Source organism: Rhizobium sp. NLR22b, from assembly GCF_019685295.1.
Lineage (GTDB): Bacteria > Pseudomonadota > Alphaproteobacteria > Rhizobiales > Rhizobiaceae > Rhizobium.
Window position 1 is genome coordinate 228,020 of record NZ_JABDWM010000010.1, and the last position, 17,521, is coordinate 245,540.

Consider the following 17,521-nt stretch of genomic DNA (forward strand, 5'->3'; position numbering starts at 1 on the left):
GCTTTTTCAGCAGGCAGTTTCCCGTTTCGGCTTTAACCACTGTTGTCGCCGAGAAGGCGATCGTAAACAGCGCCAATCGCTTTTGCTTCCTTCTCCAGCGCGAAATTCGCCCGGACATGACGCAATGCATTCTCGCCATGCACGATCGCCAGCGCCGGATCTGCGATATAGGGGGCGATTGCCCGCGTCAGCGCTTCGCCATCGCCTGCAGCCACGACCGAACCGGTCTCGCCCTCGGCAATGAGTTCGGCATAGGCGCCCGCATCCGATGCCACTACGGCCGTCCGCGAGGCCATGGCTTCGAGCGGCGTCAAGCCGAAACCCTCGTTGCGGGAAGGGGCGACGTAGAGCGTCAGGCGGCGATACCAGACCTTGATATCAGGCACTTCGCCGAGAAACAGGATGCGGTCGGTGAGCCCGGCGGCGGCGACATCGGCCTTGAGCTTTTCGGCGAAGGCGGTGTGCTCGGCCGTCACGCGGCCGGAGACGACGGCTGTCCATTCCGGATGCTGCGGCAAGAGCTCGATCATCGCCTTAACGAATAGATCGGTGCCTTTCTGATGGCGCACGCGGCCGAAGCAGCCGACGAGATAGCGGCCGGGCAGGCCGGTCGCGGTTATGCCGTCGTCGGCGGTTTCCGGTGGGTGAAAGAGAGAAAGGTCGACGCCGTGCTGGATGACAGTGTGAGGCACTTCGAGGAAGGAGCCTGAGCGGTCACTGGTCGCGATCACCGCGTCCATGCGGCGGATCAGCCATTTCGTATAGGCGGTGTGACGGCGTTGCGCCGCCGAAGTGAAGAGCAGCTTCAGCGGCATGCGCAGGACATGGCGAAGCAGGATGCCGACGGCCATCTCATTGTTGCGGCGGGCGTGCCAGACGCGGTGACGTCGCTTGGCCGGCGGACGCCACAGCCCGAAAAGCTGCGCCCATCTCAGTTTGGCCAAGCCCTCCGGCAGGCCGGGGCCGAGCGTCGCTATGCGCATCCCAAGCCAGATCTGGCATGGGATGAGCTGAACGATGGTCGACGTGACGCCGGAGAGCCGGCGCTTGAAGTTGGGCGCGATGATCTCGACGTCACGAATATCCGGCAAGGAATGGGTCTCGTGTCTGACGGGCGATCAGCCCCAGGAAACCTGTAGGATTTCGTAGGCCTTGGAGCCGCCCGGCGCATTGACCTCGATGGAATCGCCGACTTCCTTGCCGATCAGCGCACGGGCGATCGGGGAGGAGATGGAGATGCGGCCGGCCTTGACGTCGGCTTCCTGGTCGCCAACGATCTGGTAGGTCTTTTCTTCCTCGGTGTCCTCGTCAACGAGCTTCACCTTGGCGCCGAACTTGATCTTGTCGCCGGACATTTTCGTGAGGTCGATGACCTCGGCGCGGGCCGTCAGGTCTTCCAGCTCGGTGATGCGGCCCTCATTGTGGCTCTGGGCTTCCTTGGCGGCATGGTATTCGGCATTTTCGGAAAGGTCGCCATGAGCACGGGCTTCGGCGATCGCCTCGATGATTCGGGGGCGCTCCTCCTGCTGACGCCAGCGCAGCTCTTCCTGCAGCTTGACGAAACCACCCTGTGTCATCGGTACCTTATCAACCATTTTTCTGTCCTTCACTCCTTGCGGCCGCCGTCTTGCGTCAGCACAGTCAGGCACACACAAAAGAAAACAGGTCCCGAAGAGGAACTTCGGAACCGTGCCACAATCATAGTTGCATGCTTATAGCAGATCGCCACGGCTGATTTCCAGAAAATTCGCATAAATGAAACGGATACCCGCTGGTACGTCGGGTGATGCGTGCCAAACGGGGGAGCGGCAGCCGCGCCGGGATTGACTTTGCGCCATGGAACATATAGTGAACATACTAATGAAGAAGTCGCTAACCGAACGTTTGGCCATCCTTTCCGATGCCGCAAAATACGATGCTTCCTGTGCCTCCAGCGGCACGGTGAAACGCGATTCGAGCGCAAGCGGCGGACTGGGTTCGACCGAGGGATCCGGCATCTGCCATGCCTATGCTCCGGATGGACGGTGCATTTCGCTTCTGAAGATCCTGCTCACCAATTTCTGCATCTACGACTGTGCCTATTGCGTCAATCGCTCCTCCAGCAATGTCGAGCGCGCACGCTTCACGACGGAGGAAGTCGTCTGGCTGACGCTCGAATTCTACCGACGCAACTATATCGAAGGCCTCTTCCTTTCCTCCGGCATCATTCGCTCTTCCGATTACACGATGGAGGAGATGGTCCGCATCGTCCGCGAGCTGCGGGTGACGCATAATTTCCGCGGCTATATCCATCTGAAAGCGATCCCCGAGGCGTCGCCGCATCTGCTCGAGGAGGCGGGGCTTCATGCCGATCGGCTGTCGCTCAATATCGAGCTGCCGACCGACAGCGGGATTTCCCGTTTCGCGCCGGAAAAGAAGCCCGTCAATATCAGACGATCGATGGCGGATATCAGGTCGAAGATCGAGGCTGCCGATGAACCGACGCTTAAGACCGGGAAACGCCAGCGTTTCGTGCCAGCCGGCCAGAGCACGCAGATGATCGTCGGGGCGGATGGGGCCAATGACGCGACTATTCTGGCGAGCAGCGGCCGGCTCTACAGCAGCTATGGCCTGAGGCGCGTCTATTACTCCGCCTTCAGCCCCATCCCGGACTCCTCGAAAAACCTGCCGCTGATCAAGCCGCCGCTGATGCGCGAGCATCGGCTTTACCAGGCCGACTGGCTCTATCGGTTCTACGGTTTCGGCATCGAGGAGATTACTGCGAACCAGGCGGACGGCATGCTCGATCTCAATCTCGATCCGAAGCTTGCCTGGGCGCTTGCCAACCGGGGCGAATTTCCCGTCGACATCAACAAGGCCGAGCGCGAGCGGTTGCTGCGTGTGCCGGGCCTCGGCACCAAAACCGTGAAAGCGATCGTCTCTGCGCGCTGTTTTCGTCGCCTGCGGCTTGATGATCTCTCCCGACTCGGAGTTTCGATCAAGAAAGTCCAATCCTTCATCTCCGCGGAAGGCTGGTCGCCGCGACGGCTGGTCGACCGCCCGGACCTGCGCGCCGTGTTCGAGCCGCAGCATGAACAATTGTCCTTGCTGTGATGCGCCGGGTCGTGCTTGCAGGACGTGGAGATCTTGGCGAATGGCGCGATGCCGCACGCGTTTTGGCGGCAGCCGGCATCTTGCCCGAGGAGATCGACTGGCGCGAAAAAAGCGCCGAGGCCGATCTGTCGTTTCAACGGGACGCCATGCCGCCAGCGCCTGCGACAACGCGTAAGCCGATGACGGTGCCGCCCGCTTTCATCGAGCTTGCTGAGACCGTCCTCTGCCATTCCGATCCGGCGCGATTTTCTCTGCTGTACCGTCTCCTCTGGAGGCTGCAGCTGGATCGGCAACTGCTGGAGGTGACCTCCGACGAGGATGTTGTGCGGGCCAGGCTGATGGCGAAGAACATTCGGCGCGACGCGCACAAGATGACGGCCTTCGTCCGTTTCAAGGAAGTCGGCGCGGTATCGGCAGGTCGTCGGAAATTCCTCGCCTGGTTCGAGCCGGACCATCATGTCGTCAGGCGCACGGCTCCCTTTTTCCAGCGCCGTTTCAGCGACATGGACTGGCTAATCGCCACGCCCAAGGGCTCGGCGGCCTGGAACGGCGAGCGGCTGACGATTGCCGACGAGCCATGCGAAAGGCCTAATCTCACCGATGCCACGGACGAACTCTGGCGAACCTACTATGCCAGCATCTTCAACCCCGCGCGGTTGAAGGTGAAGGCGATGCAGGCGGAGATGCCGAAGAAATACTGGAAGAACCTGCCGGAGGCCGACCTCATTCCTGGCTTGATTGCATCGGCCGAAAGCAAGGTGCGGGAGATGGCGGCGCGGGAGGCGACGCAGTCGCTGCCGTTTCACGACCGCTTGCAGCGGGCCGCGCGCAATCTCCCCGCAGAACCAGCGGCTACTGCGGGCACGCTGGAAGCACTGCGCGCGGAGGCCGCTGTCTGCACACGCTGCCCGCTTCATGCAAATGCGACGCGGACGGTATTCGGAGAGGGGCCGCGCGATGCGCAGGTGATGTTCGTCGGCGAGCAGCCGGGCGACCAGGAGGATATTTCCGGGCGTCCCTTCGTCGGTCCCGCCGGCAGGCTTCTCGATCAGGTGATATCGGAGGCGGGCATCGACCGCTCGAGGCTCTACGTCACCAATGCCGTCAAGCATTTCAAATACGAGCCGCGGGGCAAGCGTCGCATCCATCAGAAGCCGAATATGAATGAGGTGAAGCATTGCCGCTGGTGGCTCGATCGCGAGATGGCGCTCCTCAAGCCGAAACTGATTGTCGCATTGGGGGCGACGGCGCTTGCGGCGCTGACCGATGTCAAAGAGCGCCTGCAGGATGTCAGGGGAAGGGCGATGGCGATCGAAGGAGGGCGCACGCTCTTCGTGACGGTGCATCCGTCCTATCTGCTGCGCATTCCGGACGAGCGACTGAAGGCGGAGGAGCTGGCCCGGTTTCGCGTGGATATGCTGAAGGTTCAGCGGCTTATGGTCTCAGCCGGATAAATTGATTCCGGTGGAGTTCGCGCCACTGCCCGTCGAGCGGTGGCGCTGCCCTGTCTCAAGCGAAGTAACTTTGCAGCGGCCGCACTTCGAGATTGCCGGCCTTCAGCGCCTTGATCGCCTGGGCGGCGGCTTCGGCGCCGGCCATCGTCGTGTAATAGGGCACCTTCTGCATCAGCGTCGCACGGCGCAGCGACTTGGAGTCCGAGATCGCCTTGTTGCCGTCGGTGGTGTTGATGACGAGTTGGACCTGGCGGTTGCGGATGGCGTCCTCGATATGCGGACGGCCTTCCAGAACCTTGTTGATCTTGGTGGCGGTGATGCCGTTTTCGCCGAGGAAGCGGGCGGTGCCGCCAGTTGCCAGCACCTTGAAGCCTTCTTCGACGAGGATGCGGATCGCCGGCAGCACGCGCGGCTTGTCCTCGTCGCGCACGGAGACGAAAACCGTTCCGTCACGCGGCAGTTCGACGCCCGCGCCGAGCTGCGACTTGGCGAAGGCCAGTGCAAAATCGGTGTCGAGGCCGATCACTTCGCCGGTCGAGCGCATCTCCGGGCCGAGCAGCGTGTCGACGCCGGGGAAGCGGGCGAAGGGGAAGACGGCTTCCTTGACGGCGATGTGCGTGAGCTTACGCGGATCGGGCTTCGGCCCGTAGGCGGCGAAGGTGGCGTCAAGTTTCTCGCCGGCCATGACACGGGCGGCGATCTTGGCGATCGGCGCGCCGATGGTCTTGGCGACGAAGGGCACGGTGCGGGAAGCGCGCGGATTGACCTCGAGCACGTAGACGATGCCGTCCTTGATGGCGAACTGGACGTTCATCAGGCCGCCGACATTGAGCGCCTTGGCCATGGCTTTCGCCTGGCGCTCCAGCTCGTCGAGCAGTTCGACCGGCAACGAGCGCGGCGGCAGCGAACAGGCCGAGTCGCCGGAATGGATGCCGGCTTCCTCGATGTGCTCCATGATGCCGGCGACATAGACGTCGGTGCCGTCGGAGAGGCAGTCGACGTCGACTTCGATCGCATGGGTCAGGTAGCTGTCGAAGAGCAGCGGGTTCTTGCCGAGCAGGGTATTGATCTGGCCGGTCTTGTCGTTGGGATAACGCTGCTTGATGTCCTCCGGCACCAGTTCCGGAACCGTGTCCAGCAGGTAGGTCTGCAGCTGGCCCTCCGAATGCAGGATCTGCATGGCGCGGCCGCCGAGTACGTAGGACGGGCGAACGACAAGCGGGAAGCCGATTTCGGCGGCGACGAGGCGGGCCTGCTCGACCGAATAGGCGATGCCGTTGTTCGGCTGGTTGAGGTCGAGCTTCATCAGAAGCTTCTGGAAGCGGTCGCGGTCTTCGGCGAGGTCGATCATATCAGGCGCGGTGCCGAGGATCGGAATGCCGTTCTTTTCGAGCGCCTCGGCAAGCTTCAGCGGCGTCTGGCCGCCGAACTGGACGATGACGCCGACGACTTGCCCCTTCTCCTGCTCGGCGCGCAGTATTTCGATCACGTCTTCGGCCGTCAGCGGCTCGAAATAGAGGCGGTCCGACGTGTCGTAGTCGGTCGACACGGTTTCCGGGTTGCAGTTGATCATGATCGCTTCATAACCGGCATCCTTCAGCGCGAAGGCGGCATGGCAGCAGCAATAGTCGAACTCGATGCCCTGACCTATTCGGTTCGGGCCGCCGCCGAGGATGACGACCTTCTTGCGGTCGGACACCAAAGCTTCCGAGCGGGCGGCGCCGACGAAGGGCGTCTCGTAGGTCGAATACATATAGGCGGTCGGCGAAGCGAATTCGGCCGCACAGGTGTCGATGCGCTTGAAAACCGGACGGACGTTCAGGCCGTTGCGCAGTTCCGCGACTTCCTTCGGGCGCTTGCCGGTCAGCGTCGCCAGGCGCGCGTCGGAGAAGCCCATGGCCTTCAGCATGCGGAGGTTGGCAGCATCATTGGGCAGGCCGTGCTCGCGGATGCGGGCTTCCATGTCGACGATGTTCTTGAGCTCGGCGATGAACCAGGGGTCGATCTTGCAGCCTTCATGCACCTCTTCGATGGTAAGGCCCTGGCGCAGCGCCTGGGCGACCATGCGCAGGCGGTCCGGCGTCGGCGTGCCTATGGCGGCGCGGATGGCGTTCTGGCTGGACTCGCCTTCCTCGAAGTCGGGAATCTCGATTTCGTCGAGGCCGGTCAGGCCGGTCTCGAGGCCACGCAGCGCCTTCTGCAGCGATTCGGCAAAGGTGCGGCCGATCGCCATGACTTCGCCGACCGACTTCATGGCCGTGGTCAGAACAGGCGAGGCGCCGGGGAATTTCTCGAAGGCGAAACGCGGGATCTTGGTGACGACATAATCGATCGACGGCTCGAAGGAGGCCGGCGTCGCGCCGCCGGTGATGTCGTTTTCCAACTCGTCGAGCGTGTAGCCGATAGCGAGCTTGGCGGCGACCTTGGCGATCGGGAAGCCGGTGGCCTTGGAAGCGAGTGCCGAGGAGCGCGAGACGCGCGGGTTCATTTCGATGACGACGAGGCGGCCATCTTTCGGATTGACGGCGAACTGGACGTTCGAGCCGCCGGTCTCGACGCCGATCTCGCGCAGCACCGCGATCGAGGCGTTGCGCATGATCTGGTATTCCTTGTCGGTCAGCGTCAGCGCCGGGGCGACAGTGATGGAATCGCCTGTGTGGACGCCCATCGGATCGATATTCTCGATCGAGCAGATGATGATGCAGTTGTCCGCCGTGTCGCGGACGACTTCCATCTCAAACTCCTTCCAGCCGAGCACCGATTCTTCGATCAGCACCTCGGTGGTCGGCGAAGCATCGAGGCCGCCGCCGACGATCTCGAAGAATTCCGAGCGGTTGTAGGCAATGCCGCCGCCGGTGCCGCCGAGGGTGAAGGAGGGGCGGATGATGGCCGGCAGGCCGACATGGTCGAGCGCCTGGGCGGCGATCGCCATGGCGTGGTTCAGGTAGCGCTGCTTGCGGTCGCTCTCGCCGAGGTTCCACTGGTTTTCCAGCTCGTCCAGCGCCTTGTCGAGGTCGGGGCCGGAAAGGCTTTCGCGCAGTTTGCTGCGCTCGGCCTCGTGCGTCTTGCGGTCGAGATCCTTGATGTCGGTGGCGTTTGCCAGCATCGAGCGCGGCGTTTCCAGGCCGATGCGGGCCATGGCTTCGCGGAACAGCGCGCGGTCCTCGGCCATGTCGATGGCGGCGGGCTTGGCGCCGATCATCTCGACATTGTAGCGGTCGAGCACGCCCATGCGTTTCAGGGAGAGAGCGGTGTTCAGTGCCGTCTGGCCGCCCATGGTCGGCAGCAGTGCGTCCGGGCGCTCCTTGGCGATGATCTTGGCAACAACTTCGGGGGTGATCGGCTCGACGTAAGTGGCGTCGGCGAGACCCGGATCGGTCATAATCGTCGCAGGGTTGGAATTGACGAGGATGACGCGGTAGCCTTCCTCCTTCAGCGCCTTGCAGGCCTGGGTGCCGGAATAGTCGAATTCGCAAGCCTGGCCAATGACGATCGGTCCCGCGCCGATGATGAGGATCGATTTGATGTCTTGGCGCTTCGGCATGGGCGATATCCGTTGTCTGGCTGCGCAGAAAGCCGGCCAGGGTGGAGATCACCGGGTCGGTTGCGCATGCTGGGTCTTTTCAGGCTAGAAGCGGCTTATAGGCAAATGTTTTTGCAAACGGAACCCCATAAATCGCGGAATCGACAGGAATCCGAATAGGCGCGAAGGGCTATTCCTGTCCAGGGATGACCAGCACCCGGATTTCGCCGCCGCGCGCCGGATTGATGATCGCTTCCGGGGCTTCTGCGAGCCCGATCCTGCGGGAGATCAACGGCTCGACCTTGATCCTGCCGGTGGCAATCAGATCGGCGGCGCGGCCATGGGTGAAAGGGTTGACGAAGGAGCTTATCAGCCGGACTTCGCGAAACAGCAGGTCGAAGGGCTCGATCTCGATCTTTGCTCCCTGCGGCATGACGCCGAGAATGACGGCGCTGCCGCCGCGGCGGGCAAGCCGGGGCGCCTGCTGCATGGTATCCGTGACACCGGCGCATTCGAACACGACATCGGCGCCGCCGGGCAGCAGTCCGTCCGCGTCGGTGAGACGGGCAATGATATCGCCGTCGCCCGGATCCGCTGTTGCCGTGGCGCCGAGGCTTTCGGCCAGCCGGCGTTTTCCAGGGCTCCGCGTCACCAGCACGACGCGAGTCGCGCCGGCGAGCCTGGCCAACTGAAGGGTGAGCAGGCCGATCACGCCGCCACCGAGCACGATGACCGAGGCGCCGGCTTGCAGCCCGGCGAGATCGACGCCGTGAATGCAGCAGGCGAGCGGCTCGCAGAAGGCGCCGTGGAGCGGATCCAGATCGGCAGGCAGCGCGAAGGCCTGGCTTTGCGGCATGCAGACATAATCCGCGAAGCCGCCGTCGCGGTGAATGCCGATCGCCCGGAGGTTCCGGCAGAGATTGACGCGGCCGCGCCGGCATTCCTCGCAGCCGCCGCAGGAAATGTTCGGATCGCCGGTCACGCGCATGCCGGGGCGGAAATCGGTCACACCCGGTCCGACCGTCTCGATGATGCCTGCGAATTCATGGCCGAGCGTCACCGGCGGCTTCGACGGAAATTCGCCGTGGAAGATATGGCGGTCGGTGCCGCAGATGCCGCAGGCCTCGATCCGGACGAGCAATTCACCCGGACCTGGTGCCGGCCTTTCGACTTCGCAAAGATGCAACTGTCCCGTCGCTTGCAGACGTACCGCCTTCATCGCCGTCTCCTCCCGCATTCTCCCCTTCTAACAGGAAGAGCGAAAGCAGGAGTCGCGTCAAGCGGTTGACGCATCTTCTTTACGTGATGGGAGACGCATGTCGAGGCATGGCTGCGGCCGACCGGGCTGAGGGAACAATATCCTCTCCCTGAAGTTTTCGAGCCGAGAAACTGGAGCTGTGATGATGGATCCGAAAGACAAGGAACCGGCGGAAGGCTCGCGGGAGACCGTGGATAAGGAGCTGGCACGTCAGGGCCAAGGCAAGTCGCATGGCGGCGGTAAAAGTGGCGGAGAAAAGGGACCGGCGCAACCAAACCCGAGGAAAAAGTGAGCTGCTCAACCGCCTGTGTTGCATGCGGTTGAAGCCGCTGGAATTCCTCCTGTCGGCGGTTATATAAATTCCTTGAGCGCAAGCACGGGCATTGCCGGGGAGAACGAAAATGGAATGGAGAGGCCGGCGTCAGTCCGACAATATCGAAGATCGTCGCGGCAGTCCCTCAGGCGGCGGTTTTGGCCGTGGTGGTGGTTTCAGCTTTCCCTCGGGCGGCGGCGTCCGCCGCGCCGGCGGCGGCTTGAGCATCGGTACCATCATTTTCCTCGTCATCATCTATTTCATCTTCAAGATGATGGGTGTCGATCTGCTGCAGGTGCTCGAGACCGGCGACATGTCAAGCGGTCCCGGTTATGAGCAGAGCGAATCCGGTGCTCGAACGCCCGCCAATGACGAAATGACCGCCTTCGTCCGTACCGTCCTTGCCGAGACCGAGGATACTTGGAACGGCATTTTCCAGGCACAGGGCCGAGATTACGAGGAGCCTCGGCTCGTGCTTTTCTCCGACCAGACGCAGTCGGCCTGCGGTTTCGCTTCTGCCGCGACTGGCCCGTTTTATTGCCCTGGAGATCATAAGGTCTATCTCGACACGGCGTTCTTCCAGGAGCTGTCTGACCGCTTCGGCGCATCGGGCGATTTTGCCGAAGCCTATGTCGTTGCCCATGAGGTCGGCCATCACGTGCAGAACCTGCTCGGCATCCTGCCGAAGTTCAACCAGGCCCGTCAGCGCATGAGCGAAGAGGAGGCCAACAAGATGTCGGTGCGGGTCGAGCTGCAGGCCGATTGCTTCGCCGGCATCTGGGGGAAATACACGCAGCAGAAGGGCATCTTGGAAGCCGGTGATCTCGAGGAGGCGCTGAACGCCGCCCAGCAGATCGGCGACGACACGCTGCAGAAGCGCTCGCAGGGTTACGTGGTGCCCGAGAGCTTCAACCACGGCACCTCAGCGCAGCGTGTCAGGTGGTTCAAGCGCGGTTTCGATAGCGGGCAGCTGACGGCGTGTGATACGTTTTCCGGGCCGGTTTGAAATGCCCCTCATCCGCCTGCCGGCACCTTCTCCCCGCACGCGGGGCGAAGGGCATATGCCGCGGCCTCTCGGTTTTCCCGCTCAAGTCTCGTCTGGCACGTTCCCTCGCCCCGTTTAGGGGAGAGGGTTAGGGTGAGGGGCTGTACCCCCCTCGCGCCTTACCTCTCACTATCCATATGCTGCAGCATATGTTCCGGATAACGCCCGCCCGCGGCCGCGTCCTTTGGCACGGCGCGTTCAATCGCGGCGAAATCCTCCGGCGACAGGTCGACGGCGCGTGAACCGAGCGCCTCGGTCAGCTGGTCGCGGCGGCGGGCGCCGATGAGGGGGACGATATCCTTGCCCTTGGCGGCGACCCAGGCGATGGCGATCTGGGCGACCGAGACGCTTTTTGCTCGGGCGATCTCGCGCAGCTGCTCGACCAGCGCGAGGTTCTGATCGATATTGCCTTCCTGAAAGCGCGGACTATGGGTACGGAAGTCGCCGGCGGCGGCCTGGCCCTTCTGCCAATGGCCGCTGATCAGGCCGCGCGAAAGCACGCCGTAAGCGGTAATCGAAATGCCGAGTTCACGCGTCGTCGGCAGGATGCGATCCTCGATCCCGCGCGAGATCAGCGAATATTCGATTTGCAGGTCGACAATCGGGGCGGTGGCGGCGGCGCGACGGATCGTCTCGGCGCCGACTTCCGACAGACCGATGTGTTTGACGTAGCCTGATTGGATCAGGTCGGCGATCGCGCCGACGGTGTCCTCGATCGGCACATTCGGATCGAGGCGGGCAGGGCGGTAGATGTCGATATAGTCGACGCCGAGGCGCTGCAGTGTGTAGGCGAGAAAATTCTTCACGGCCGCCGGGCGGGCATCGATGCCGCTCCATCCGCCCGCGGGATCGCGAAGCGCGCCGAACTTGACGCTGATGACAGCGTCTTCGCGCCTGCGGCCCTTCAGTGCCTCGCCGACCAGCATTTCGTTGTGGCCCATGCCGTAGAAATCGCCGGTGTCGAGCAGATTGACGCCGGCATCGAGCGCGGCATGGATCGTCGCAATGCTCTCCGCGCGGTCGGCGGGACCATACATGCCCGACATGCCCATGCAGCCGAGGCCGATGGCCGAGACATCGGGTCCGGTCTGTCCCAAACGATAGGTCTGCATTGTCTTCTCCTTTGTTGCCCAGCCTGGCGCGACGGGTCATCGACGCCAAAGCAGCGCTGCCGATGCGGTTTTAGCGCTTTCGCATCCGGGTGATAATCGGACGACACCGAACAGGCTGTGCGGGAGCATGCACAATGCACGATCCCTTGATTGATCTGGATGCCTCCGGGGCGATTGCAAGGGAAATCATCCCCTCGGCGATTGGAAACAGCAGTGCGCGTCCGGCGGTTGAGGCTCTGACGATTTTCCCGTACAACTCAACAATGCTGTGGAGTGTTCACGGATTGTTTCGGTTTCTTTTCTGAGCTATGTCACTTTCCGGCGATGAGATCGTCTTTTCAGAAATAACTGCTGTTGAGATGCTTCATGCTTGATCCCAAATTCGTTCGCCGCGGCCTGTTTCTGGTCTTTATCATCCTCTTCCTTGACATTATCGGCATCGCCATCATCATGCCGGTGCTGCCCGCCTATCTGGAACAACTGACCGGCGGCAGTGTCAGCGATGCGGCGATCGACGGCGGCTGGCTGATGCTGGTTTATGCCGGCATGCAGTTCCTGTTCGCGCCGCTGCTCGGAAACCTCTCCGACCGTTTCGGCCGCCGGCCGATCCTTCTTCTTTCAGTGCTGACCTTCGCGATCGACAATTTCATCTGCGGCATCGCCACCAGCTTCTGGATGCTGTTCGTCGGCCGCGTGCTGGCCGGCATCAGCGGCGGCAGCTTCGCCACCTGTTCGGCCTATATCGCCGATATCAGCACGGAGGAGAACCGGGCGAAGAACTTCGGACTGATCGGCATCGCCTTCGGCGTCGGCTTCACCATCGGCCCGGTCATCGGTGGATTCCTCGGGGAATTTGGCCCACGCGTGCCGTTCCTCGGCGCTGCCGCTTTGTCGCTTCTCAATTTCATTGCCGCCTGCTTTCTGCTGCCGGAAACGCTGGAGGCGAAGAACCGCCGCCACTTCGAGTGGAAACGCGCCAATCCGCTCGGCGCGTTGCGCCAGATGCGCCATTACCCTGGTATCGGCGGGGTCAGCCTCGTCATGTTCCTGTTTTTCCTGGCGCATGCCGTCTATCCCTCGGTCTGGTCTTTCGTCTCGACCTATCGCTATGGCTGGAGCGAGGGCCAGATCGGTCTTTCGCTCGGCATTTACGGCATCGGCGCAGCACTCGTCATGGGGCTGGTCCTGCCGCGCGTCGTGCCGCTGCTCGGTGAATGGAAGACCGCGCTTCTCGGCCTCTGCTTTTCCGCTGCGGGGCTGACCGGCTATGCCTTCGCCTGGGAGGGTTGGGTGGTTTATGTCGTCATCGTGGCGACGGTCATCGAAAACGTCGCCGATCCGGCGCTGCGCAGTATTGCCGCCGGCAAGGTGCCGCCTTCGGCGCAGGGCGAGTTGCAGGGCGCGCTGACCAGCCTCAGCAGCATCACCACCATTGTCGGGCCGCTGATCTTCACGCAGATGTTCGGCTATTTCACGCGGCCTGAGGCGCCCGTCACCTTTGCCGGTGCGCCTTATCTCACGGCTGCCGTGCTCATTGTTCTGGCCGCCGGGGTATTCCTCACGAGGGTTCGAGCCCGCAAGCCGGCCGAGGCGCTGGAAGGCGTGGGCTGAACCGATCAGAAATGGTGATGGTATGATGAATTTTTCATCATCTGCCTGTTTTGGGGTAGTTCTTTGCGGGGCTTTGATTTAAGCCCCAGTGATATTTTTGCGCCAACTACGGGGCGTTGCCGATCTCAATCACAGGACTGGTGTCATGGACACGCCGATCGACGCGCGCAGCCTTGCGCCGACAAGCGATAATCGTTGGGGGGCGCATTTCCGCGCAACACTGGCGCTCGGCATTCCGCTGATCGGCGCGCAGCTCGCTCAGCTCGGCATCAATACCACCGACGTGATGATCGTCGGGCGCCTCGGCGCCGAGCATCTGGCGGCAATGGTGTTGTCGGCTCAATTCCTTTTCACCATCCTCATCTTCGGTTCGGGTTTTGCCATCGCCGTCGTTCCGATGGTGGCGCAGGCCTATGGTCGCGGCGACGTCGTCTCTGTGCGCCGATCGCTGCGCATGGGGCTGTGGGTGGTGATTGGATATTGGGCCGTCATGCAGCCCGCTTTCTTCAATTCCGAGCAGATCCTGCTCTTCGCGCAGCAGAAGCCCGAGGTGGCCAAGCTCGCGCATGGCTATATCATGATCGGTCAGTTCGGCGTGCTGCCGGCACTGCTCTTCAACGTGATGCGCGCGCTGGTCAGCGCCATCGGCAAGGCAGCCATCATCCTCAACGTCACCATTGTTACGCTGGTGATGAACGCGTTCTTCGCCTATGCCCTCGTGCTCGGCCATTTCGGCTTTCCGGCGATGGGGCTCGAGGGTGCGGCGATCGTGTCGGTCGTGGTGCAGACGGCTGGTTTCCTCTTCATCCTTGCCTTCGTGCAGAGGCGGGAGGAGACGCGCCGCTACGAGATCTTCGTGCGGTTCTGGAAGCCAGATTGGCATGCGCTGCTGGAAGTCATCCGGCTCGGTTTCCCGATCAGCGTCACCATCCTTGCCGAGGTCAGCCTTTTCACGGTTGCCTCGCTGCTGATGGGCTATATCGGCACGATCGAACTTGCCGCCCACGGCATTGCCCTGCAATGGGCCTCGATCGCCTTCATGATCCCACTCGGCCTCAGCCAGGCGGCGACGGTGCGCGTGGGTGTCGCGCACGGGCAGGGCGATTATGACGGGCTGGTGCGGGCTTCGATCATGGTGTTCATCCTCGCCTGCGCCATTTCGGCGGTGGGCTCGGTGCTCTTTGCCACCATGCCGCAATTCCTCGGCAGCTGGTTCCTCGACGTCAGTTCGCCCGAGGCGCCCGAGGTGCTCGCCTATGCCGGGCCGCTGATCGTCGTTGCCGGGCTTTTCCAACTGGTGGATGGGCTGCAGGTGATCGCCAACGGATTGCTGCGCGGCCTGAAGGACGCGCGCGTGCCGATGATCATGGCGCTGATCGCTTACTGGCCGATTGGCTTCTTCCTGGCCTGGGCCTTCGCTTTTCCGCTGGGTCTGGGCGGCATCGGCATCTGGTTCGGCTTCCTCGTCGGGCTGGCGGCGGCGGCCGCCATGCTCTGCGGACGGTTCTATCTTCTGCTTCGCCGGGAGGGAGCGACGGCCGGCGCCTGAGCCGGCCGTCTCATGCTCAGGCGGCGACAGGCTTGTAACTGGCGATATCGGCTCGAATGCCGAGACGCGAAAACATTTCCTGCGGATCGAAATTTGCGGCCTTATGGGCGGCCATCACGGCTGCCCGCGCGCGCTCGACGACCTCGTTATTCTGCCATTCGGCAATGGTGACGAAATTGAATTCGCCGGGACCCGCCACCTGCTCCAGCACCTTGTGTTCGATGAAGCCCTCCTGTGCCTCCAGCAGCTTGTGGGTCATCATCACTTTGACAAGAAATTCCTCACGCGCCGCCGCCGGCACGATGAACTTGTCGATACGATAGAAAGCTCCGCTCATCTATATCTCCTGCATCGGATCTGCAGGCAGTTCTGTAATTCCTCAAGCATGCTTGAGGTCAAGAGTGAAAGGGGAAGGGCCGGTCGAATGCCCATTGCTTTCCTGTTTCGGGGATATTTTCCAAGCTTGATGCACCATTGCGTGGAGCTTCAACGTCGGGTGCGTCCATGAGCCATTGGAAAAGTCGATCTCAACCAAGATCGCTCTAAGCCGCGGCTGGAAGTTCTTTCTTGCCCTCTGTCTCCCTGCTATTCTGGAAGTGAGGAGACGGCGCGATGAGCGAGAACCGAAAGCTAGCTGCAATCCTGGCCGCAGACGTGGTCGGGTACAGCCGGCTTGCCGGCGCCGACGAGGACCGCACCTTGGCGAGGTTACGGGCACTGCGCAGCGATCTCATCGAACCGACGATCGCCGTGCACCATGGCCGGGTGGTGAAGCGCACCGGCGACGGGGCGCTGGTCGAGTTCCGCAGCGTCGTGGACGCCGTGCGCTGCGCCATTGAGGTGCAGAACGGTATGGTTGAGCGCAATGACGGCGTGCCGCAGGACCGTCGCATCGAGTTCCGGATTGGTATCCATCTGGGCGACGTCGTCGAGGAAAGCGACGGCGATCTGATGGGCGACGGCGTCAACATCGCCTCGCGATTGGAGGGCGTCGCCGCGGCGGGCACAATCTGCCTGTCCGAGGATGCCTATCGCCAGGTCAAGGCGAGGCTTGATCTCTCGGTCAGCGATCTCGGCACCACGCAACTCAAGAACATCGCCGAACCGATCCGGGTCTATTCGCTGCAAGTCGGCAGCGCCGGGACCAAGGCTGCCGCGACTTCCGAAACCGGGACGAGCCAACCGGCGACGGCAACGTCGCCGAAGCTGTCGATAGCCGTCCTGCCCTTCGCCAACATGAGCGGTGACGCCGAACAGGACTACTTCGCCGACGGCATCTCGGAAGACATTATCACGGCGCTATCGAAACTGTCGCAGCTCTTCGTCATCGCCCGCAATTCGTCGTTCACCTTCAAGGGCAAGAACGTCCAGGTGCAGGAGGTGGGCACGAAGCTCGGCGTGCGGCATGTTCTTGAGGGCAGCGTACGCAAATCGGGGAACAGGGTACGCATCACCGCGCAGCTCATCGACGCGACCACCGGCGGACATTTATGGGCGGAGCGGTTCGATCGCGACCTAACCGACATATTCGCGGTTCAGGACGATGTAACGCAGCAGATCGTCGATGCGCTGGCGGTCAACCTGACAGAGGGGGATCGAAAAAGACTGGTGCCGGGGCAGACCGGGCGCCCTGAGGCGTATGACTGCTTCCTGCGTGGCCGGGAACTGTGGCACCGGCTGACGAAGCAGACGAACAGCGACGCCCGCAAACTTTTGCGACGTGCCGTCGAACTGGACCCGGACTTCGCCTCGGCGCACGCCTTCCTCGCCCTTACCCACGGGCTCGACTACCTGAACCGGTGGAGCGCGTCGCCGCAACGCTCTATCGAGCAAGCTGAAGAGGCTGCGACGCTGGCGGTAGCGCGGGATGATAACGATCCTGTTGCACACTGGGCGCTGAGCGTGCTCAAGCTTTACTCGCGACAGCACGATAGAGCCATCAACGAGGCCGAGCGCGCGATAGTCCTCAATCCGAACTTCGCTGAAGGGCAGGTCAGCCTCGGCGAGGCACTAATCTATTCAGGCAGAGCCGAGGAGGCACTCGCCTGTTTCGATCGGGCGAGGATCTTGAACCCGTACTTTCCTGATGTCGTCCTGCACTTTCAGGCCTTGGCTCTGTTTCAACTGAGAAGGTACCAAGAGGCCGTCGAACTATTGCTGCAGCGCGTGAGCCGCAACCCCGTTACTGATGTCTCGCGTGCGCTTTTGGCCGCCTGTTACGGGCACCTCGGCCGTTTCGAAGAGGCTCGCGCGACGTGGCAAGAAGTGCTGCGGGTCAATCCCGAATACTCCCTGGAATACCGCCGCAAAGTCTTGCCCTTTAAGAACCCCGCCGATTTCGAGCTTGTCGTGGAGGGGCTACGCAAGGCCGGTGTCGTACAATGACGAATGATTAATGTCCGATCTTCAACCCGTTGCCGCCGTTTGCACGGAGGACGCAGGAGTGCGTTTGCCAGCAGGATGATCTTTCGCATGATGGCTGTGATGGCGACCTTCGGCGGCTTGCCGGCTTTGATGAGGAGGTCGTATTTGGCGCTGAGTTCCGGGTTGAAGCGGCATGCAA

14 protein-coding genes are annotated in these 17,521 nt (G+C 62.3%); 8 read left to right on the forward strand and 6 right to left on the reverse strand.

Annotation, left to right across the window (positions count from 1 at the left end; all coding sequences use genetic code 11):
• Positions 1-32: 32 nt before the first annotated feature.
• Positions 33-1,091, reverse strand: coding sequence for a glycosyltransferase family 4 protein (locus HJC00_RS18195; RefSeq protein WP_221164435.1), 1,059 nt, complete (start codon positions 1,089-1,091; stop codon positions 33-35).
• A 27-nt stretch (positions 1,092-1,118) separates the two neighbouring features.
• Positions 1,119-1,595 carry a transcription elongation factor GreA gene (greA, locus tag HJC00_RS18200; protein ID WP_004672775.1) on the reverse strand — a complete coding sequence of 159 codons (477 nt, stop codon included), beginning with the start codon at positions 1,593-1,595 and terminating at the stop codon, positions 1,119-1,121.
• Positions 1,596-1,860: 265 nt separating this feature from the next.
• Here greA and HJC00_RS18205 point away from each other — a divergent pair, with 265 nt between their 5' ends.
• Together HJC00_RS18205 and HJC00_RS18210 are read left to right on the forward strand one after the other, a co-directional pair.
• Entirely contained in the window at positions 1,861-3,093 is a 1,233-nt protein-coding gene (locus HJC00_RS18205; RefSeq protein WP_221164436.1) for a putative DNA modification/repair radical SAM protein, read from the forward strand.
• A complete protein-coding gene (locus tag HJC00_RS18210) occupies positions 3,093-4,547 on the forward strand; it encodes a UdgX family uracil-DNA binding protein (RefSeq protein ID WP_210630518.1) in 1,455 nt (484 codons plus the stop codon). Before HJC00_RS18205 ends, HJC00_RS18210 begins: the two co-directional genes overlap by 1 nt.
• Before the next feature lie 55 nt (positions 4,548-4,602).
• Here the strand turns inward: HJC00_RS18210 and carB are convergent, their stop codons facing one another.
• A complete protein-coding gene (gene carB / locus HJC00_RS18215) occupies positions 4,603-8,091 on the reverse strand; it encodes a carbamoyl-phosphate synthase large subunit (protein WP_210630519.1) in 3,489 nt (1,162 codons plus the stop codon).
• A 169-nt stretch (positions 8,092-8,260) separates the two neighbouring features.
• Positions 8,261-9,289 (reverse strand): zinc-dependent alcohol dehydrogenase family protein, encoded by a 1,029-nt coding sequence (locus HJC00_RS18220; protein ID WP_221164437.1) that lies wholly within the window; start codon positions 9,287-9,289, stop codon positions 8,261-8,263.
• A 184-nt stretch (positions 9,290-9,473) separates the two neighbouring features.
• On the opposite strand from HJC00_RS18220, the gene HJC00_RS18225 reads away from it, so the two are divergent.
• The gene (locus tag HJC00_RS18225; RefSeq protein ID WP_221164441.1) at positions 9,474-9,620 is read left to right on the forward strand and encodes a hypothetical protein; all 147 of its coding nucleotides are present in this window, start codon (positions 9,474-9,476) and stop codon (positions 9,618-9,620) included.
• A gap of 109 nt (positions 9,621-9,729) precedes the next feature.
• Positions 9,730-10,647, forward strand: a complete 918-nt coding sequence (locus tag HJC00_RS18230; protein ID WP_210630521.1) for a neutral zinc metallopeptidase — start codon at positions 9,730-9,732, stop codon at positions 10,645-10,647.
• A 158-nt stretch (positions 10,648-10,805) separates the two neighbouring features.
• Here HJC00_RS18230 and HJC00_RS18235 read toward each other — a convergent pair whose 3' ends face one another.
• Entirely contained in the window at positions 10,806-11,798 is a 993-nt protein-coding gene (locus HJC00_RS18235; protein WP_210630522.1) for an aldo/keto reductase, read from the reverse strand.
• 134 nt (positions 11,799-11,932) lie between these two features.
• On the opposite strand from HJC00_RS18235, the gene HJC00_RS18240 reads away from it, so the two are divergent.
• The 3 genes from HJC00_RS18240 (at position 11,933) to HJC00_RS18250 (ending at position 14,958) form a co-directional block, all read left to right on the forward strand.
• Entirely contained in the window at positions 11,933-12,103 is a 171-nt protein-coding gene (locus tag HJC00_RS18240; RefSeq protein WP_221164438.1) for a hypothetical protein, read from the forward strand.
• 61 nt (positions 12,104-12,164) lie between these two features.
• Positions 12,165-13,409 carry a TCR/Tet family MFS transporter gene (locus HJC00_RS18245; RefSeq protein WP_221146995.1) on the forward strand — a complete coding sequence of 415 codons (1,245 nt, stop codon included), beginning with the start codon at positions 12,165-12,167 and terminating at the stop codon, positions 13,407-13,409.
• A 145-nt stretch (positions 13,410-13,554) separates the two neighbouring features.
• Entirely contained in the window at positions 13,555-14,958 is a 1,404-nt protein-coding gene (locus tag HJC00_RS18250; RefSeq protein ID WP_210630525.1) for an MATE family efflux transporter, read from the forward strand.
• 16 nt (positions 14,959-14,974) lie between these two features.
• On the opposite strand, the gene HJC00_RS18255 is transcribed toward HJC00_RS18250, so the two are convergent.
• Entirely contained in the window at positions 14,975-15,295 is a 321-nt protein-coding gene (locus HJC00_RS18255; protein WP_221164439.1) for an antibiotic biosynthesis monooxygenase, read from the reverse strand.
• Positions 15,296-15,570: 275 nt separating this feature from the next.
• Here HJC00_RS18255 and HJC00_RS18260 point away from each other — a divergent pair, with 275 nt between their 5' ends.
• A complete protein-coding gene (locus HJC00_RS18260; protein WP_221164440.1) occupies positions 15,571-17,343 on the forward strand; it encodes an adenylate/guanylate cyclase domain-containing protein in 1,773 nt (590 codons plus the stop codon).
• The last annotated feature ends 178 nt before the right edge of the window (positions 17,344-17,521 follow it).